18 protein-coding genes and 1 tRNA gene are annotated in these 18,154 nt (G+C 61.3%); 10 read left to right on the top strand and 9 right to left on the bottom strand.

Features of this window, described 5'->3' with window-relative positions:
* Positions 1 to 95 precede the first annotated feature (95 nt).
* Positions 96 to 1,178 carry a sensor histidine kinase gene (locus K1W69_RS25930; RefSeq protein WP_220231386.1) on the bottom strand — a complete coding sequence of 361 codons (1,083 nt, stop codon included), beginning with the start codon at positions 1,176 to 1,178 and terminating at the stop codon, positions 96 to 98.
* A gap of 11 nt (positions 1,179 to 1,189) precedes the next feature.
* Positions 1,190 to 2,626 (bottom strand): DUF7125 family protein, encoded by a 1,437-nt coding sequence (locus K1W69_RS25925; protein WP_220231385.1) that lies wholly within the window; start codon positions 2,624 to 2,626, stop codon positions 1,190 to 1,192.
* A gap of 204 nt (positions 2,627 to 2,830) precedes the next feature.
* On the opposite strand from K1W69_RS25925, the gene K1W69_RS25920 reads away from it, so the two are divergent.
* Positions 2,831 to 3,544, top strand: a complete 714-nt coding sequence (locus K1W69_RS25920) for a Crp/Fnr family transcriptional regulator (RefSeq protein ID WP_220231384.1) — start codon at positions 2,831 to 2,833, stop codon at positions 3,542 to 3,544.
* Between the two features lie 16 nt (positions 3,545 to 3,560).
* Here the strand turns inward: K1W69_RS25920 and K1W69_RS25915 are convergent, their stop codons facing one another.
* On the bottom strand, positions 3,561 to 4,715 hold the full coding sequence (locus K1W69_RS25915; RefSeq protein WP_220231383.1) for a WD40/YVTN/BNR-like repeat-containing protein: 1,155 nt from the start codon (positions 4,713 to 4,715) through the stop codon (positions 3,561 to 3,563).
* A gap of 209 nt (positions 4,716 to 4,924) precedes the next feature.
* Here K1W69_RS25915 and K1W69_RS25910 point away from each other — a divergent pair, with 209 nt between their 5' ends.
* The 5 genes from K1W69_RS25910 to K1W69_RS25890 are packed head-to-tail and all read left to right on the top strand — an operon-like array spanning position 4,925 to position 10,847.
* Positions 4,925 to 5,908, top strand: coding sequence for a BMP family protein (locus tag K1W69_RS25910; RefSeq protein WP_220231382.1), 984 nt, complete (start codon positions 4,925 to 4,927; stop codon positions 5,906 to 5,908).
* A 2-nt stretch (positions 5,909 to 5,910) separates the two neighbouring features.
* On the top strand, positions 5,911 to 7,347 hold the full coding sequence (locus K1W69_RS25905; RefSeq protein WP_220231381.1) for an amidase: 1,437 nt from the start codon (positions 5,911 to 5,913) through the stop codon (positions 7,345 to 7,347).
* On the top strand, positions 7,344 to 8,867 hold the full coding sequence (locus tag K1W69_RS25900; protein WP_258571382.1) for an ABC transporter ATP-binding protein: 1,524 nt from the start codon (positions 7,344 to 7,346) through the stop codon (positions 8,865 to 8,867). Before K1W69_RS25905 ends, K1W69_RS25900 begins: the two co-directional genes overlap by 4 nt.
* Positions 8,857 to 9,906 carry an ABC transporter permease gene (locus K1W69_RS25895; RefSeq protein ID WP_220231379.1) on the top strand — a complete coding sequence of 350 codons (1,050 nt, stop codon included), beginning with the start codon at positions 8,857 to 8,859 and terminating at the stop codon, positions 9,904 to 9,906. Before K1W69_RS25900 ends, K1W69_RS25895 begins: the two co-directional genes overlap by 11 nt.
* A complete protein-coding gene (locus K1W69_RS25890) occupies positions 9,903 to 10,847 on the top strand; it encodes an ABC transporter permease (protein WP_220231378.1) in 945 nt (314 codons plus the stop codon). Before K1W69_RS25895 ends, K1W69_RS25890 begins: the two co-directional genes overlap by 4 nt.
* Positions 10,848 to 10,871: 24 nt before the next feature.
* Here K1W69_RS25890 and wrbA read toward each other — a convergent pair whose 3' ends face one another.
* Positions 10,872 to 11,471, bottom strand: a complete 600-nt coding sequence (wrbA, locus tag K1W69_RS25885; protein WP_220231377.1) for an NAD(P)H:quinone oxidoreductase — start codon at positions 11,469 to 11,471, stop codon at positions 10,872 to 10,874.
* A 158-nt stretch (positions 11,472 to 11,629) separates the two neighbouring features.
* On the opposite strand from wrbA, the gene K1W69_RS25880 reads away from it, so the two are divergent.
* Positions 11,630 to 11,706, top strand: a tRNA-Arg gene (locus K1W69_RS25880).
* A gap of 362 nt (positions 11,707 to 12,068) precedes the next feature.
* Here K1W69_RS25880 and K1W69_RS25875 read toward each other — a convergent pair.
* Positions 12,069 to 12,731, bottom strand: coding sequence for a chloramphenicol phosphotransferase CPT family protein (locus K1W69_RS25875; protein WP_220231376.1), 663 nt, complete (start codon positions 12,729 to 12,731; stop codon positions 12,069 to 12,071).
* A 126-nt stretch (positions 12,732 to 12,857) separates the two neighbouring features.
* A complete protein-coding gene (locus K1W69_RS25870; protein ID WP_220231375.1) occupies positions 12,858 to 13,613 on the bottom strand; it encodes a YrhK family protein in 756 nt (251 codons plus the stop codon).
* Between the two features lie 140 nt (positions 13,614 to 13,753).
* Here K1W69_RS25870 and K1W69_RS25865 point away from each other — a divergent pair, with 140 nt between their 5' ends.
* The gene (locus K1W69_RS25865) at positions 13,754 to 14,701 is read left to right on the top strand and encodes an acetamidase/formamidase family protein (RefSeq protein ID WP_220231374.1); all 948 of its coding nucleotides are present in this window, start codon (positions 13,754 to 13,756) and stop codon (positions 14,699 to 14,701) included.
* A 76-nt stretch (positions 14,702 to 14,777) separates the two neighbouring features.
* On the opposite strand, the gene K1W69_RS27505 is transcribed toward K1W69_RS25865, so the two are convergent.
* Positions 14,778 to 15,257, bottom strand: coding sequence for a peptidoglycan-binding domain-containing protein (locus tag K1W69_RS27505; protein WP_370688319.1), 480 nt, complete (start codon positions 15,255 to 15,257; stop codon positions 14,778 to 14,780).
* Between the two features lie 143 nt (positions 15,258 to 15,400).
* Here K1W69_RS27505 and K1W69_RS27230 point away from each other — a divergent pair, with 143 nt between their 5' ends.
* On the top strand, positions 15,401 to 16,357 hold the full coding sequence (locus tag K1W69_RS27230) for a hypothetical protein (RefSeq protein WP_258571381.1): 957 nt from the start codon (positions 15,401 to 15,403) through the stop codon (positions 16,355 to 16,357).
* A gap of 174 nt (positions 16,358 to 16,531) precedes the next feature.
* Here the strand turns inward: K1W69_RS27230 and K1W69_RS25855 are convergent, their stop codons facing one another.
* Positions 16,532 to 17,173: an alpha/beta hydrolase family protein gene (locus K1W69_RS25855; protein ID WP_220231412.1), complete on the bottom strand. Its 642-nt coding sequence runs from the start codon at positions 17,171 to 17,173 to the stop codon at positions 16,532 to 16,534.
* Between the two features lie 160 nt (positions 17,174 to 17,333).
* Positions 17,334 to 17,516 carry a hypothetical protein gene (locus tag K1W69_RS25850; RefSeq protein ID WP_220231372.1) on the bottom strand — a complete coding sequence of 61 codons (183 nt, stop codon included), beginning with the start codon at positions 17,514 to 17,516 and terminating at the stop codon, positions 17,334 to 17,336.
* Positions 17,517 to 17,597: 81 nt separating this feature from the next.
* On the opposite strand from K1W69_RS25850, the gene K1W69_RS25845 reads away from it, so the two are divergent.
* Positions 17,598 to 18,110, top strand: coding sequence for a hypothetical protein (locus K1W69_RS25845; protein ID WP_220231371.1), 513 nt, complete (start codon positions 17,598 to 17,600; stop codon positions 18,108 to 18,110).
* Positions 18,111 to 18,154: the final 44 nt, after the last annotated feature.

The raw sequence follows: 18,154 nt of genomic DNA, 5'->3' as shown, positions 1-18,154 counted from the left end.
ATCAATTTGGGTTGCAGATCGAAAGGTTGCTGATTCTCGTAAAATCAGCAGGCGGCTTCATTGCTGTCCCTCGGGAGACCTCATTCGGAGCTCGCCTATTGCTGGTCGCCCGGGGATGTTGGCGAGATAACCCCTGTGGGAAGGCGCATTGTACAGACGAGCCCGGTTTTGGCGTAGTCGATGTCGCAGGCTCCTTCGACCTCCTGCAAAAGAGTAATGTCGATCAGCCGCGACCCGAATCCCTTCTTTTCCGGCGGGACGACGGGCGGCCCATTTTCCTCACGCCACGACAGTCGAAGCATTTCGCCGTCATCGTCGGCTTCGAACGCCCATTGCACGTTCACACAACCGCTCGAATTGCTGAACGCGCCGTATTTCAGCGCATTGGTTGTCAACTCGTGGAAAACAAGGTGAAGCGCCAGGGCGCCTTTCTCGTTGAGCATCATGTCCCGGCCCTCGTAGAAAAGCCTCTTGCTTTCCGCTTCCTCGCCGAGAACGGCCCTGACCTCGGTGACCAGCAGGTCCACGATACTCGCCCCGAGCGCGTTTGATTCCGACATCAACGTTAGACCGCGGGCCATCGATGCAATTCGCCGTTCGAGACTTTGGATAAACGCTTCCGGCGAAGCGGAACTGCGCCAGGTCTGCCGCATGATGGACAGAACCTTCGTGATGCTGTTTCTGGCCCGGTGCTGAACCTCCCTGCCAAGCAGCAGAACTTCCTCTTCCCGTTGCTGCAACTCACGTATCTGGTCGCGGATACGATATTGCCACCGCCGCGTTTCCATCAGTCCACGCAGCGCATTGCGCAGGACATCGGGCGCGGATGGTCGCCCGAGTAATGTCACCTGGATGCGTTTCGATCGTTCTCCCTGAACCAGGGGTACGACAGTCTTGGGCAGACGATTGGGGTGCCGCACAAGGATCAATACCGGCAACACGCTCCACTCCGGCTGCGCCTGCGCCCACTCCAACAGGGGCGCCACGATGTTCGCCGTCAACGTTTCCTCGGTCATGATCAGACAGCCGGCGCCCTCGTCCAGGGCGTCGGACAACTTGCCGTCGGCCAGCGGAGCGGGCGTTTCTCCCTCTGCCTCGATCAATTCCCGAAGTGCGGCGGCGTCGGCGGGCAGCGCGGCAAGAACCAGAACCCTTTCGTCAGGCAGTTTCGCAGGCATCGGCGGCTTTGCTAAATCGGCGCGTGAGAATTGAGGAGATGAAGCTGGCGCATCGTCTCCAGGCGATCGGGCGGAATAGCTACAACATCCATTCTACCGTCTTCCATAACCAGCTCCCGGAGTTCAGTGCTGTGCGGACCCGTTCTCTTCTTCAGCACGGTAATCGATCGGCGGACCATGCTTTGGGGTTCGTATTGCCGCAGTAATATGATGCAGTCGGAAAGGATGCTGACATCCAGGCTGTGGCCGATCTGGGTAAGAAACCCGGGTTGTTCCACCACCAGTACGGTAACGACCTGGCGCGACCGTAAGGTGGCCACCAGGGTGTTGAGCTGCGCGAGGGCGTGATCCTTGTTTGCGGCGGCCGTCACATACCCGTTGACACTGTCGATGACGACCGTCTTGACAGGCTTGCGGTCGGCAGCGTCGAGCACCATGTGCACGAACTCGCCTGGAAGCACCTCACCGGCCCTCATGTCGGCGGTTATGAATCGCCCGGACTCGTTCTCCTCGGTCAGTGGAATGCCGAGTCTGTCGGCGCGTTTGAGGAAGGTTTTGGGATGCTCCTCGAACATGAAAGCCGCGGCCTGGTCGCCCCGATCGATAGAGGCCCTGATAATGCTTGCGGCAAGCGTTGACTTGCCGGTGCCGGCCTGGCCGTAGATCATCAGCGCCGTGCCCTGGGAAACACCGCCACAGGTGAGTTCATCGAGGCCGGCGAGGCCGGTCCCTACCGTATCGAGGCTTGGCGGCGCCGCGTCGAGTTCGCTGGTCAGTCTCGGAAAGACCCTCACGCCATTGGCAAGGATCGTGAAGTCGTGAAGACCTTCCGCATGGGCCACGCCGCGCAGCTTGTTTATCTCGAGACGCCGCTGCGCAATGCCGTAACCCGGAAGCGCCCGCCTCAGCGACAGGACCCCGTGGACCAGAGCGGTCACTTGGGAATCGCCGCCATATTCCGGATCGCTGTCCAGAAACAGCGTCGTCGTCTGGGCGGCAATCAGTATATCCATGAGTTCGCGGAAAAGCCGACGATAGGCAAGCACGTCCAGCGCGCGCAAGCGAAGGTCTATCAGAGAATCGATCACGACCCTCGTCGGCTTTGTTTCCGCCAATATATCCCTGACCCGGCCGACCAGCCTCTCGAGTTCCATCTCGCTGGTGTCGATTACGCTCTGGGCAGACGCTTCGCCGAACAGGTCGTGGCCAGAGTGGACATCCATCCCGTCAAGGCTCATTCCATAGGACGAAGCAATGATATCCAGCTCCCGGGCCGTTTGGGACAAGGTGACGTAGAGCGCCGGTTCACCGTTCCTGGCGCCGGCGTTCATATATTGCAGCGCCATTGTCGTCTTGCCGGTGCCGGGTTCCCCCCGGATGAGATAGACATGTCCGGTCGGCAGGCCGCCGTCCATGATGTAGTCCAGGCCCTCGATTCCGGTTGACAATCGCTCTTCCATTTAACCCCCGTAATTCAGAAAACGGCAGCGCGGGCGGCTACCGGAAAAGTTCTGCGACAATCTTCAAAAACAATACTTTAACAATACGAAATCGTCGTCAACCCGACACACGCTAGCACCATAGACCACAGGGTTCTGTCGGGTACCCGACATTCGTCCGGAACCGGCGTCCTGTCCGCGTGTTTAATCATCATGAGCATAAACAGACGTTTCGCGAACCGGCTGCTGCGGCATTTGCCTGTCAAGACACTGGCGTTGATCGAGAATGATCTCAGGCCGATATCCTATTCTTCCGGCACAACCTTGCTCGATTCGGGCGAACGTATCGACTTTGTGCTGTTTCCGGAAAGCGGCATGGTTTCCATTGTGGCGCCACAGGTGGACGGGGAATCGCCGGAGCTGGCCGGCATAGGGCGGGAGGGTGTTGTCGGCCCCATTGCCGCCATTGGCTCCCGCGAAACCTATGGACGATGGCTGGCGCAGGTGCCGGGAAAGGCATGGCGATGTCCTGCGCCGACGTTTCAGAAAGCGTTCGACGAGGATGGAGCCTTCCGGCAGCACATTGTCTGCTACATGGAGGCGCTTCTTTCGCTGACCATGCAGTCTGTCGCCTGCAACGCGATCCATCCGGTGGAAGAACGGCTCTCTCGCTGGATCCTGATGATGCGCGACCGCAGCGATGACGACCGCTTGCCGCTGACGCAGGAGTTCCTGGGACAGATGCTGTCGGTTCATCGATCCAGCATCAACGGCGCAAGCCAGACCCTGCGCGAGAAGGGCCTCATCAGCGCACAAAAAGGTGCAGTCACGGTGGAGGACCGCAAGGGCCTCGAAAACGCCGCCTGCCACTGTTACCGTCTGGTGAAGCAGCGTTACGAAGCGCTGATGCCGGGATCGTTTTCCTGACCTCGTCGCCGCTCGCTCACATACGATCCATCGCCTCGACGGAAAGGATCGTCGGCAGATGCCGCGCGATCTCGTCCCAGGTGTCTCCCTCGTCGAGACTGGCGAACACGGAGCCGCTGTTGGTCCCGAAATAAACGCCGACGGGATCGGCGTTGTCGCGCGCCATCGCCTGACGCAGAACTGTGAAATAGCAGCTTTCCTGCGGCAATCCCTCGCGCAAGTCTCGCCAGGTAGCGCCGCCGTCGCGCGAGCGCCATACTGCCGCGGCCGCATCGGGCGGAAACCGTCCGGCGCTGTCGCCGTTGAGCGGCAGGGTCCAGATCGTTTGCGCGTCCCGTGGATGCACACAGATCGGAAAACCAAATGTTGACGGCAGACCCGCGGTGATGTCGTCCCAGCTTCTCCCCCCGTCTGCAGAGCGCCACACGCCGTGATGATTTTGCTGGTAGAGCAGATCACCCTCTCCCGGCGCGCGCATCATATTGTGGACGCAATGCCCGATTTCCCCGTCACTGGGGCCAGCCGGGTGGTCGTGATCGGCGCATACGCCGAGGTTGGACAGCCGGTTGCGGCGCTCCCAGCTTTTTCCACCATCCTCGGTTGCGAAGACGCCCGCAGCCGAAATGCCGATCCACATCTTTTCCGGATCGGATGGGTCGGACACTATGGTATGCAAAACAAGGCCGGCGCCGCCAGGGTTCCAGCTCTCTGCCGAAGGATGATCGGTCAGCCCCTGCAGCCGCTCGAAGGTGGCGCCTCCGTCGCGACTGGCGAGCAGGCTCGCCGGCTTTGCGCCGGCGTACAGCGTTCCATGCGCAAACCCGAGCGACCAGATCTGCGAAAAATCTTTGTCGAAGGGCAACGGCGTATCCGTCCAGCCGATCATGGCGGCGAAATCGGCGTCCTGCGCCGCCCAATCGTCCATCTGGCCGGATGTCAGCCGCGTCAGCTCCCAGCTTTCGCCGCCGTCGTCGGAGCGCCAGACGCCAGCGCCGTGCCAATCTCCGCCGCCTCCGGCCCAAAGTGTATCCGTCTCCGCATCGCCGACAATGTGATTGATCGGCCAGCCGTCACAGAAGGGCCCTTTGACTGTCCAACGGTCAGTCTCGCCGGCAACCAGAAAGGCGCCCTTGCTCGTTCCGACCAGAATGCGGGTTCCACGCACAGACATCAAAAAGGCCCTCCACTCGCGCCCCTGGAGTTTAACACATGATCGATGCAACTGTTTCGAAAACAATCCTGTTTTCGACCACTCAAGAATATTCCAACCCTATTGACAAAGAAATTGGCCCGCCGTCTAAATTGTGCGGTACAGCAAAACAAGATCGGCTGAAGATACCCGTCTGCGCCGATATAATGAACTCTTTAGGGGAACCAAAAATGTTCAATCTCTTCTCCCGTCGTCGCTTCATCACCGTCGTGACGGCAGTAAGCCTTCTGCCTGTGCTCGGGGCAGCGTCCATGGCCGACGACAAGATCAAGGTCGCCGGAATCCACGCCTCGCCGGTCGAGAACGCCTGGAACTCGCGCATCCACGAAGCGCTGCAATCGGCCGCCGATGACGGCCTGATCGAATATGTCTGGTCCGAAGGCGTGTCCGGCACCGACTACGCCCGCGCCATGCGCGAATACGCCGAACAGGGCGTCGATCTGATCTGGGGCGAATCCTACGCCGTTGAAAACGAGGCGCGCCAGGTCGCACAGGACTATCCGGACGTCGCCTTTCTGATGGGGTCTTCCGGCGGCCCGTCCGGCGACAATTTCGGCGTCTTCGGCACCCGCAACCACGAAGCCGCCTATCTTGCAGGCATGCTCGCCGGGTCGATCAGCGAGACCAACACGTTCGGTTCGGTCGGCGGCTATCCGATTCCGGAAGTCAACCTGCTGATCAACGCCTTCCGCGACGGCGTCAGCGAGGTCAATCCGAACGCCGAATTTCTGAACGCCTTCATCGGCACCTGGTTTGACCCGCCAAAGGCCAAGGAAGCCGCGATTGCGCAGATCGACGCCGGCGCCGACATCATCTTCGGCGAACGCATCGGCACGGCCGACGGCGCCAAGGAGCGCGGCGTGCTCGCAGTCGGCTCGCTGATCGACTACACGGAGCGATATCCCGACACGGTCTTCGCCAACGCCATCTGGAACTACCGTCCGACCGTCGAGGCGATCGTGGCCGATATCAAGGCCGACAAGCCCGTCGGCAAGGATTACACCGAGTTTTCCTTCATGAAGTATGGCGGCAATGACATCATTTTCGTCAGCGAAAAGTTGCCGCCAAACGCGATCGCCACGATGGAAGCCAAGCGCCAGGCGATCAAGGACGGATCCTTCGAGGTGCCGATCAACCCCGACGAACCGTCCTGACCATGCAGCAGGCTGGCGACAGCAGCGCCGGCGACGGGCTAGTAGACGCGACCGCTCTCGGGCAGGCCGTTCGAGAGGGCCGGACAACAGCGTCGGCCCTCATGCGCGAAAGCCTCGATCGCGCCCGCAACGACAAGCTGGGCGCGATCGCCTTTTTCGATGAGGAGATGGGGCTGTCGGCGGCCGTTGCATTCGACGAGCTTGTGGCCGACGGCGCAGCCGACACCATGCCTTTTGCCGGCGTACCTTTTCTCGTCAAGGGACTGGGCAACGCCGCTAAGGGTCTGCCTGGCCATGCAGGATCCAGAGCAATCGCCGCCCGTGTCGGAAAGCCTGAACGCGACAGCCTGATCTTCGAGCGCTTTCGCCGCGCGGGGCTCTTGCCCTTCGGCGTGACAAGCTGCCCTTCCTTCGGCCTTTCGGTCACCAGCGAACCGACCGAAGATCCCGTGGCGCGCAATCCCTGGAACCCCGAATACTCGCCAGGCGGTTCCTCCAGCGGCGCGGCGGCGGCCGTCGCCTCCGGCATCGTCGCCATTGCCCACGCCACGGACGCCGCAGGCTCGATCCGCATCCCGGCGGCCTGCTGCGGCTTGCCGGCGCTGAAACCTTCGCGCGGTCTCGTACCCAACGCGCCCGAATTTTCGAACCACCTGATGGGAATTACCGGCGAACTGGTGATTGCGCGATCCGTCCGCGACATCGCCGCCGCCCTCTTCGCCGTCTCCGGTCACGTGAAGGGCCCCTATGGCGATCAGTCGCTGACCGGCGGACCCATTCGCGGCCTGAGGATTGCGCTGGTCGACACGGCGCCGGCCGGCCTCGGCGCAGAACAGGCCAACGCCATCCGCAGCACCGAACCAATTCTCTCCTCGCACGGCCACACGATCGTCGATATCGATACGGCGAAGCTGGATTCGATCGTGGAACGCACTGACGCGATCGCCCGCATGTTCCTGTCGATCAGCGAGGCGAACTGGATCGATTCGCTTGACATCGGCGACGACGAACTGCACCCGGCCGTCGCTGACAATGCCGCGCAAGGGCGCAAACGAACTGCGGCCGAACTGTTCCGCGCCGATTCGGAAGCCGCGCGTCTCGCCCACGAATGCTGGCGGATCTTCGAAAATGTCGATGTGATCGCCATGCCCGTGCTTGGCCGGGCGCCGATCAAAATCGGTCAAACAGACAGAACACATGCGGACGCCGATGGAACCTGGTCCTTCATGGGAAGCTATGCGCCACGCGCCACGCTCGCCAATGTTTGCGGACTTCCGGCGATGGTCATCCCGCGCGGGCTCGACCAGGCGGGCCTGCCGCTTTCTTTGCAACTTATCGGGCCGATCGGTTCCGATCTGCTGCTCTTGCATATCGCCCACCAGCTTGAAGACGACGCCCCATGGCCGTTCCTCGCGCCGATCGCCGGAGGGCTCAATTGACCCGGCCGCCCGTTCTCGAGCTTTCCGGCATTACCAAGCGTTTCGGCGACCTCGTCGCCAATGACGATATCAGCCTGAGCCTGAACCAGGGGGAACTGCTGGCGCTGCTCGGTGAAAACGGCGCCGGCAAGACGACGCTGATGAACATCCTTTTCGGCCACTATACGGCCGACAGCGGCGAGGTTCGCGCTTTCGGCGACGTACTGCCGCCCGGCAAGCCGAGTGCGGCGATCGAGGCCGGGATCGGAATGGTCCACCAGCATTTCACGCTCGCCGGCAACCTGAGCGTTCTCGACAATGTCATGATCGGGACGGAAGGGCTCGGTCTTTTCACCTCGGCGCGCCGGCCGGCGCGACGCAAACTCACCGAACTCGCGGAGCGCTTTGGCTTGCAGGTCGATCCGGAAGCGATGATCTCGGACCTGTCCGTGGGCGAACGACAGCGCGTCGAGATCCTGAAAGCGCTGTATCGCGACGCCCGGGTCCTGATCCTCGACGAACCGACAGCGGTTCTGACCCGCATCGAGGCCGACAAGCTGTTCGAAACGCTGAGAACCATGACGGAGACCGGCCTGTCACTGATCTTCATTTCGCACAAGCTTCACGAGGTGATGGCCGCGTCCAGCCGCGTCGTGATCCTGCGCGGCGGCAAGGTCGTCGCCGAGCGCAACACGGCCGACACGGACCGCGCGGAACTGGCCGAACTGATGGTGGGGCGTCGTGTCGTGCGTCCCAGGCGCCAGGATCAGCGCGCCGGCGATACGGTGTTCTCCGCACGCAACGTCAGTGTGACACAGGGCGAGCGCACACTGCTCGACGACGTGTCTTTCGAGGTGCGAAGCGGCGAGATCCTCGGAATCATCGGCGTATCCGGAAACGGCCAGGCGACGCTCGGCAAGCTGACCTGCGGTCTCGCGGAAGCGACGCAAGGCGATCTGACCTTCGACGGCCGGACAGCCAAAGGCTTCACACCGCACGACCTTGTCGAATCGGCCGCCGGCCGCATACCGGAAGACCGCAATACCGAAGGCGCCATCGGCGAGATGGCGGTTTGGGAAAATTCCGTGCTCGAACGCATCTCCGAACCGCGCTTCAACCGGCGGGGCTTCGTCAACCGCAAGGCCTGCCGGGATTACTCCGCAGAACTCATCCGCCGCTTCGACATAAGGGGCGCAACGCCGGACACCGGCACGCGGCTTTTGTCCGGCGGCAACATGCAGAAGATGATTCTCGGCCGCAACCTTGCCTCCACGCCGAAATTCATCGTCGCCAACCAGCCGACGCGCGGCCTTGACGAAGGTGCGATTGCGGCTGTTCATACGGAACTGCTGGCGGCGCGCGAAGCCGGCGCAGCGATCCTGCTGATCTCGGAAGATCTCGACGAAGTGAACGCTCTGTCGGACCGCATCCAGGCGATCGTCAAGGGCCGGCTGTCCGCGCCGGTCGCAGCGTCGGAAGCCGACTCCCGGCGCATCGGGCTGATGATGGCCGGCATCTGGGAGGGCGAAGATGCGGCTTGAGAGACGCACGCAAACGCCGCTTGCGCTCGCCCTGACAGCACCGCTGGTCGCGGTTGCGATCGCGCTGGCGCTCTCAGGCGTGCTCATCGCGATTGCCGGCGCCAATCCGCTTCAGGCCTATTACGAGATGCTCAAGGGCGCCTTCGGATCGCGTCTTTCCATCTCCGAAACGCTGACGCGCACCACGCCGCTGGTGCTGACGGGTCTCGCCGCCGCTGTCGCCTTTCGTTCGCGGCTCTGGAATATCGGCGGCGAGGGACAGTTCTATGTCGGCGCGCTGTGCGCGGCCTGGCTCGGCCATTCCATAGCGGCCGTGCTTCCGCCCGTCCTTGCAATACCTGTGATGATGATCGCCGGCATGATCGCCGGCGCATTGCTGCTTCTCGGACCCGTCATTCTGCGCATTCGCTTCGGCGTCGACGAGGTCGTCACCACCCTTCTCCTGAACTTTATCGTTTTGCTTTTCGTGTCGATGATGATCGAGGGGCCGCTTAAGGATCCGCTCGCCTTCGGCTGGCCGCAATCGGTGGCTGTCAGCAATGACGTCATGCTGCCGAAGCTGCTGTCGCGCAGCCGGCTTCATATCGGGCTGCTCATCGCAATCGCCGCGGCGATCATCATCTATGTGGTGCAATCGCGCACTGTCTTCGGCGTCAAGTCGCGCGCGGCCGGTCTGAACGCCGCCGCGGCGTCCTTCGCCGGCATTTCATTGGGAAGCACCTTGCTGGTCGTCGCCTGCATTTCCGGCGCGCTGGCCGGTCTTGCCGGCGCGATCGAGGTGACGGGCCTGAAGGGGTATGTGACGCTGGATCTGTCGCCCGGCTACGGCTATTCGGGCATTGTCGTCGCCATGCTCGCGGGCCTTAATCCGCTGGGCGTCGTCGCGACCGCCCTCTTCGTCGCCATCGTCTTCGTCGGCGCCGACAGCATGAGCCGCGCCATGGGCGTGCCCAGCTTCATCGCCGACGTCATCGTGTCGATTTCCCTGCTGACGATGCTCGTCTGTCTGCTGTTCACGACCTACCGGGTGCGCCGATGATGGAAGCCCTCGACATTTTCACCACAGCAAGCCTCTGGGGCGCAGTGCTGCGCATCGCCACGCCGCTGATTTTCGGCACACTCGGCGCCTTGATCTGCGAACGTTCGGGCGTCCTCAATCTCGGCATCGAGGGCATCATGACCTTGGGCGCCATGGTCGCCTGGATGACCGTCTATCAGGGCGGCGATCTGTGGACAGGTCTTGCCGTCGCCGCCTTCTGCGGCGGGATGTTCGGCCTGCTGCACGCCTTTCTCACGGTCCCGCTCGGCCTCTCCCAGCATGTCACCGGCCTCGGCATCACGCTTTTTGCGTCGTCGCTGACCTATTTCGTCTATCGTCTTTCCCTGCCGGTGTCGTCCAGTCCGCCGACAATCGAGCCTTTCCAGCCGCTGGCGATTCCCGGCCTCTCGGACATCCCGTTCCTCGGCGAGGCCCTATTCAGTCAGACAGCGCCCACCTATCTCGCAATCCTGGCCGCCGCCGTCACCGCCTGGGTTCTGGCGAAGACGCCGCTCGGCCTCGCCGTTCGGATGACGGGCGAGAACCCCCACGCCGTCGAGGCGCAGGGTTTGAACCCGATCCGAATCCGGATCGGCGCGATCGTCGTGGGCAGCGCGTTGATGGCGGTCGGCGGCGCGTTCCTGACTACCGCCACCTTCAACTCGTTCTTCCCGACCATGGTGCAGGGCCGCGGCTGGGTTTGCATCGCGCTGGTGGTCTTCGCCTCCTGGCAACCGGGCAAGGCGCTGCTCGGCGCCCTGCTCTTCGCGCTGTTCGACGCCTACCAATTGCGCCTTCAGCATGTGGTCGAGGGCGGCGTGCCCTACCAGCTCTTTTTGATGGTGCCTTACGTCCTTTCCATCGTGGCGCTCATCGTCATGTCGCGCCGGGCGCGCGTGCCCAACGCCTTGATGGCGCCCTACCGACGCGGGGAGCGGTAGGCGGGAGAGACCCGCCTCCCGTCATCAACCGTGCAGCTTGGCCGTGATTTCAGCGACGCGCTTGCCCTGGAAGGCGGCGCCTTCGAGTTCCTGTTCCGACGGCATGCGGGAACCGTCGCCGTCGCTCAGGGTCGTCATGCCGTAGGGCGCTCCGCCGCGGATCATGTCGACGCCCATCTGGCCCTGATAGGCGTAGGAGAGCGGAACGATGATCATGCCGTGATGCTGGAGTGCGGCCTGGGTCGTCAGAAGCGCGATTTCCTGTCCGCCGTGCTGGGTTGCCGTCGACGCCATGACCGAAGCGACCTTGTTGACAAGCGCGCCTTTCGCCCAGAGCGGACCGGTCTGGTCGAGGAAATTTTTGATCTGAGACGCCATCATGCCGTAGCGCGTGGAAACGCCGAAAATGATTGCGTCGTAGTTTTCCAGCTCAAGCGGATCTGCGATCGGCGCTTCCTGGTCCAGCTTGTAGTGGGCGGCCTTGGCGACCTCTTCGGGCACCAGTTCCGGAACCCGCTTGATGGTCACGTCCGCTCCAGCCTCGCGCGCGCCTTCGCCCGCGGCTTTTGCCATTGCTTCCATGTGACCCCAGCTTGAATAGTAAAGAACGAGAACTTTTGCCATTTCCGACTCCGTCAATGATATTGCGATGCAACATCACATATGCGACGACGGGAAAATTGATAGAATTCAATTGGTGACCGAACTGTTCACTGCAATGATGCAATCGAACAGAAGTAACTTTGAATTTGGCTCCGGCTTTGCTATGGAAGCCGCCAAGTGGTCCCGTAGCTCAGCAGGATAGAGCGGCAGATTCCTAATCTGTAGGTCGCGCGTTCGAATCGCGCCGGGATCACCATAAAAAGTCAGATATTTGAGGGATTTTCTGGCGTGTGTAGCCACATGACCATTGGCGCGACAACAATTGAAACACGAAGCATGTCGCCGCGAAATCCGTGTGAAACAACAGCTTCCTAACTTTGCGCCATCAGGTTCATCGTCGTTAACTCCAACATCGCGATGATCGCAAAACAGGGAGAGATCCAATGACCATCATTGACACCGTCAAGGCGATGCAAATGCCGTCCGGGGTTACACCGGCGGCATGTTCGACCGTATTTGGAGCACGGGACTGGCAATCGCACTTCCGGGCCAAACGCCGATCCTGGTGTGTCCGGGCCAATTGGTGGATGGCCGCTTCGGGAAGAGATTGAGACCGCGTCAGGCGCCGTCGTTTCGATCGTCAAGCCTGATGGATGACAAATCCGCAACGACCTTGTCCGCGCAGGCGCGGGCGTCCATCGCCCCGGTGTCGACTTCCGCCTCGTAGCTGCAGAAGGTGTGAACGACATCAACAAGGCCCCGCGCGCGCCCAATGACGCGGTCGCCCCGCGCACGCTCGCGTGCTTCGAGCACTTCGAGCGGGCAATGGACGCCGACCCGGAAAACCTTCAGCCCTTCGAACGCATGCATGCAACTTTCGTAAGACCGCTTGTCGTGAAGCACATGATCGAAAATGACGGAATTGCCGCCGTCGACCAGCGCCCTTACGGCCGGCGCCATGGAATCGAGCAATCTGCGGAAAACCGGTCCGAACCTGGCGACGACGCATGGCGGCTCGGCGTCGGCGGAGATGTTGATCATTCTCACGCCCTGCTCTGTAAAGTCACCGTCAAGCAGCAGTTCGTCACTGTCGGGCGTCCCTTCGACATGGCCTGCGCCCATGTAGTATCGCGGCGCCGAAAATCCGATGAAGTCGTCAAAACCTGCACATAAGTAAGGATGCGGTGTCCGGGCCCGAAGAGCGCGGCACAGCGTTGATTTCCCGGCGCTCGAAGGGCCGTTGACCAGAATGACGTCTGGCCACTGCATCGAATTGGACATGGCGGCGCTTCTGCTTTTTCACGCAACGGTGCAGACACATGGAATTTTATGCCGACAGGCCGTTAAGAAATGATCAAGTCGACAATTGATTGTCAAACCGGATGCGTTGTCCGTTTTTCATCTCGTTCATCCCGTATCCTCTGTCCCGGATCCGCTTCCACGGTTTTCAGCAGCCGCTGCTTGCAGCTCGCGCCGCATAACGATACAGGCGCGCCAGTAATTGAAGACGCCGCCAGCGAGGAACAGGCAGCTGCCGGCGACATATTGCCAGGCAAGGAAGGCGTCGATCGTTACGCGATCCGATGCATTCTGCATATCCAGGAGGTAGGGTATGGATGCGACGGTGAACAGAACCGATCCTGTGACGAAGGTGAGCGCAGTCAGGTTCATGAGCTGTAGAAGCACCATATCCTCGGCCTTGACGATCTCCAGGACGTTGATCGTGGCGCCGACGACAAACAGCAGGCTGCCAATGACGAAACAGGACGCGCCGATCGCGATGAGATTGAGGGCAGGAAGAAAGAGGATGCTGCCGACGGTAAAGAGAATGGTGCCTGTCACATAGGTCAGCGCCGACCACAATTCGAGCCTGTCCCACAATCCCGGAGGCGAATTCAGGGTCCTGATATGATCGAGGACCTCATAGAGGTCGTGGCCTGTGACCAGGAGATAGACCAGAGACCCGGCGACGAAGATCAGGGCGCCGAGGAAGGCGTAGGCTTCCATCGAGGGAAAGAACATGATGCTCCCGGCGATGAACAACACCCCACCGAACTTGTAGGCAATCGCGTTGATGGTCTCCCAGCGGAACTGGTCGCGAAGGCTCGGCTTCCGGTTGAAGAGATCATGCAGTCTCGGGCGATTGACAAACAGATGGGGCATTGGCGGCCTCACAGTTGTCCCGGTGGATGACCGGGAGGAAAGGCGCTCTGCGGCAACCATTCAGGGACCGGGGCGTTGATCCCGAAAGGCGCCTGTTCTTTAATTGGGGGCATCAAGCTCAAAACCGGCGCGGATGTCAAATGGCCTGCAATCAATTCCAGCATACAATACACAGCCTGCACAGCCACTGCGGCTGGAATAACGCCTATGAACCTGTTCTCCACGCCGCGCCCGGCGAAACCATCCTGTTCGAATGCCGAGACGCCGCCGGCGGCCATTATACACAATCCAGCACATCCGCCGATATCGCCAGAATGGATCCGGACAAGGTGAACCCTGTCACCGGTCCGGTGTATGTCGACGGAGCCGAACCCGGCGACGCGCTCAAGATCACAATCGGGGACATCTCGCCATCGGGTTTCGGATGGACCGCCATCATTCCGGGTTTCGGCCTGCTGGCGGACCAGTTCGCCGATCCACGCCTGCATGTGTGGTCATACGATACGACGGTCGTCGAACCCGCCACGTACGGACCGGCCGGCCGCGTGCCGCTCAAACCGTTCATCGGCACCATCGGCCTGGCCCCGGCTGAAAACAGCCTGCATTCGGTGATCCCGCCGCGCAATGTCGGCGGCAACATGGATATAAAGGATATCGCAAGGGGAACCGTTCTCTATCTTCCAGTCGAGGTGAAAGGCGCTCTTCTGTCAGTCGGCGACACCCATGCCGCACAGGGCGACGGGGAAGTCTGCGGCACAGCGATCGAAAGCGCGATGGACGTCGCCGTCACCATCGATCTCGTCAAGGGCGGCGCGCCGCAATCGCCGCGTTTCACGACGCCTGGACCTGTATCCCGGCACCTGGACGCAAAAGGGTACGAGGTAACCACCGGGATCGGACCGGACCTGATGGAAGCGGCGCGCGACGCCGTCCGACGGATGATCGATCTCCTCGGTAGCGAACACGGCATGACGCCGGAGGACGCCTATATGCTGAGTTCCGTATGCGCCGATCTGAGGATCAGCGAAATCGTTGACGCGCCGAACTGGGTCGTCTCGTTCTATTTCCCGCGCATGGTGATGGAGTAGCAAAAGAAAAGGCGCCCCGGAGGACGCCTTTCCGCATTGTTTTTGCCTTTTTCCGTGAAAAAGGCGCTGCAGCGATCTATTCGGCCGCAGCCGGCGCCTCTTCACCCGCTTCTTCCTGGCTATAGCCAAGTTCTGGCGTGATCTGCACGGCGAGCTGCCAGCCGATCGCGTTGGCCGTCTCGGCGTCGACGATGCCCGTCACCGGCAGGCCATACCACTCCTGGAACTCGCGAATTGCGGCGTCCGTGCTTCTGCCGAAAACGCCGTCGGCGGATCCGACGTCGAAACCGATCGCGTTGAGCGCGTTCTGAAGCGCCTCGACGCGCGCGCCCCTCTGATAGGGAGAGGTGAGCTGCAGCAGCACATAGGGATCGTCATCGATCGACGTGCTCCCGGTGGATGACGTGACCACGGGATCTGTCTCCTCCGGAGCGGCGGAAACGATCTCGTAGACCTGCGTGTTCTGGTAGGTCGTCGGACGATAGAGCACGCCGTCGCACGTGTAGAGACCGATATCGAGCTGCTCGCAGCCGCGATCATTGGGGAGCGTCGCCACAAAGGCGAGCGTAGCCCCTGCGACCAGCGCCGTATTGTACCAACCCCATTGCGGATAATAGTAGTATCTGCCCCAGATGCTGTGTGGCGGGCGGACATAGGGCGGCGGCGCATAGGGCGGCCGCCAGGTCGGAGGACGCCAGTATGGCGGACGCCAACCGGGCGGATAGTAGCCGGGCGGCCGCGCGTAGGGCGGACGATACGTCCCGCCGGCGACCGGAGGATAGGGTCTCGGACGAGGCGGCGGGCCGCCGATCGGAGGACGAGGAGGCCGTGGTCCGCCGGCGACCGGAGGACGCGGCGGTCTCGGACCGCCAACTGGCGGACGTGGTGGTCTCGGACCGCCAACCGGCGGACGGGGAGGCCTCGGGCCACCCGCTACAGGCGGGCGCGGAGGACGCGGCCCACCCACTGCTGGCGGACGCGGAGGTCTTGGGCTCCCTGCCGCTGGTGGACGCGGCGGTCTCGGACCGCCTGCCGACGGTGCACGTGGAGGTCTCGGGGCGCCTGCCGACGGCGGACGCGGCGGCCTTTGCGGTTGTGCGTTGCGCGGCGGGCGCTGCGGCTGCGCGTTGCGCGGCGGGCGCTGCGGCTGCGCGTTGCGCGGTGGGCGCTGCGGTTGTGCATTGCGCGGTGGGCGCTGTGGTTGTGCATTGCGCGGTGGGCGCTGTGGTTGTGCGTTACGCGGAGGCTGTTGCGGTTGCGCATTGCGCGGTGGCCGTTGCGGTTGCGCGTTGCGCGGTGGACGCTGTGGTTGTGCGTTGCGCGGCGGGCGCTGCGGCTGCGCATTACGCGGAGGTCTTTGCGGTTGCGCGTTGCGTGGCGGCTGCTGACCGCCCTGACCGGATTGCCTTGGCGGGCGCTGTTGCTGGCCCTGCTGACCCGGCGGGCGTTTCCGGAGGTTCCTGGGATGTCTCGGATCATCTGGATCAAACGCCTGGGCGTTCGCCAGACCAGACTGTGAATTTTGCCCGACAAGACGCTCCGGCGGAACGGCCAAAGCCACCGCAAGAACGACCAGCACGGGAAACAGTCGTTGTTTCATGTTTTGAATTCCACCTTTTTCAGGACGCCGTTCAGACGATCCCGTTGGTTCGATAGTGCTGCAGTGAGTACTCTAACAGCAACAAAATACTATGGCTAAGTCTTTATGAACCTCACATTAACGGTAAGAAATCGGAGTGATCGTTGTCGCAATGTTTATTGATTCTATGACATTGTTTGTAGTTATTGCCACACAGGCGATTGATCTCTGCGCGTCGAAACGATGAAGTTCTATTTTGTCTGCCCGTCGCACCATCTGCGAACGTGCTGCGCCATGGTCTGCAGGTGATCAGCCATTGAAAATCCCGAGATCGTCTTTCGCGGCTTCAGATCGTGGTCGCCGTCCTCCAGCCACACAATTTCTATCGCGCCGGAAAGGTCGTAACCGCAAACTTCCTGTGAGGTCCCGAACGGATCCCTTGCGCCCTGACAGATGAGGGTCGGCGCCCTCATCCCTTCGAGATGTTTGGTTCGCAGCTGATCAGGCTTGCCAGGCGGATGAAACGGATACCCCAGACACAGGAGCCCGGCGATCCTGCCATTCGCGAATTCCTCGTCCGCAATCATGCTGGCGACGCGACCGCCCATGGACTTTCCACCGATGACAAGGGCTCCATCGTGCGCCAGTGCATCAATCGCGTCCTTGTATTCCGGGATCAGGCGGTCAGCCCTTGGCGGCGGTTTTCGACGACCTTCGCTGCGCCGCAAAGCCATATAGCCGAACTCGAACCGGGCGACGCGTATTTCCTCGCCCGCAAGCGCTTCGACAATCCGGTTCATGGATTGCGAATCCATCGGCGCGCCGGCGCCATGGGCAAGCAATATCGTAACCGGCGCGCTTTCCGGCCCGTCGAACAGAAAGTTCATTTCAATCCGGCTCTCTCACTGCTCTCTCGCTACCGGGGCGATCTTATCGCGGGATCGATCCACCAGTCGACCTTCGTTGTTCTCATAGGAGAAAGGAATGATCTCGGAATTGTATCCAACACGAAGCACACCACTCTGCTGTATGGTATCGAGAGTGTATGCGCCTTTAGAAGGTCGTTTCCCACAGGAGAAGGTAAATCAGGTAGGGAAGGACGACGACTTCCATCAGCCGCACGCAATTGGCGCCAAAAGGACCGATGACAAATGTCAGAAACGGGCTGAATATTCCGATCGCCAGTCCGAAAGCGCCGCCGATGAGGACCAGTACAGGCAAGAGCGCTGACTGCAAAACCTGTTATCCGCGAAATTCAGCTTGCGATACAGTATCGATACGTAATGCTCCGGCTAAGGACAATAACATGTATCTTTTATGGCACAACAATTTGATCGTGACTTACACCTACAGCAGGCTGAGTTTCAAATGGAATACTATCAATCGGCAGGCCGGATCTGGGGCCTCGCAATCCTGCTTCTTACTTTCGGCGTATCCACCGCTTCGGCGGCGACCAATTGCTCGCCGATAAGCTACGGCGCGGAACGTTCGAAATTGCGAGTTTTCTTGGCGTCGAACGGGTACGCACAAAGCGAACAGACGTTTCTGCTCAGAGGTTCGGATCGAAGGGTCAGGGAAATACGATCGGGCCAATTGAACGATCGCGGAGTGGAATGCGGCGTCAAAAAGGTCCGCGCCTACGTGCTGGGCTGCATGAATAACTCACTGCCTTGGCTGCTCCGATCGGTTGCGTCACCGGCCGAGCGAACGACTGTAAAGCTGTGGGGAAAGGCGCGCGTCTCAAGGCGCGAAGCCGCCTTTATCGGTAAGTTCCATCTCTGCCGCGCCGGAGCTATGGAGGTCTTTTTCAAACCGGAAGAGCTGGACTGATTGACGAACCGGCGCCGCAACGCGCCTCGCCGCTTCCGAAGCAG

Origin of the sequence: Flavimaribacter sediminis (assembly GCF_019492055.1) — a bacterium.
Classification (GTDB): Bacteria; Pseudomonadota; Alphaproteobacteria; order Rhizobiales; family Rhizobiaceae; genus Flavimaribacter; species Flavimaribacter sediminis.
The sequence above is the reverse complement of the archived record's forward strand: the minus strand, read 5'-3'. Positions and strand labels throughout refer to the sequence as shown.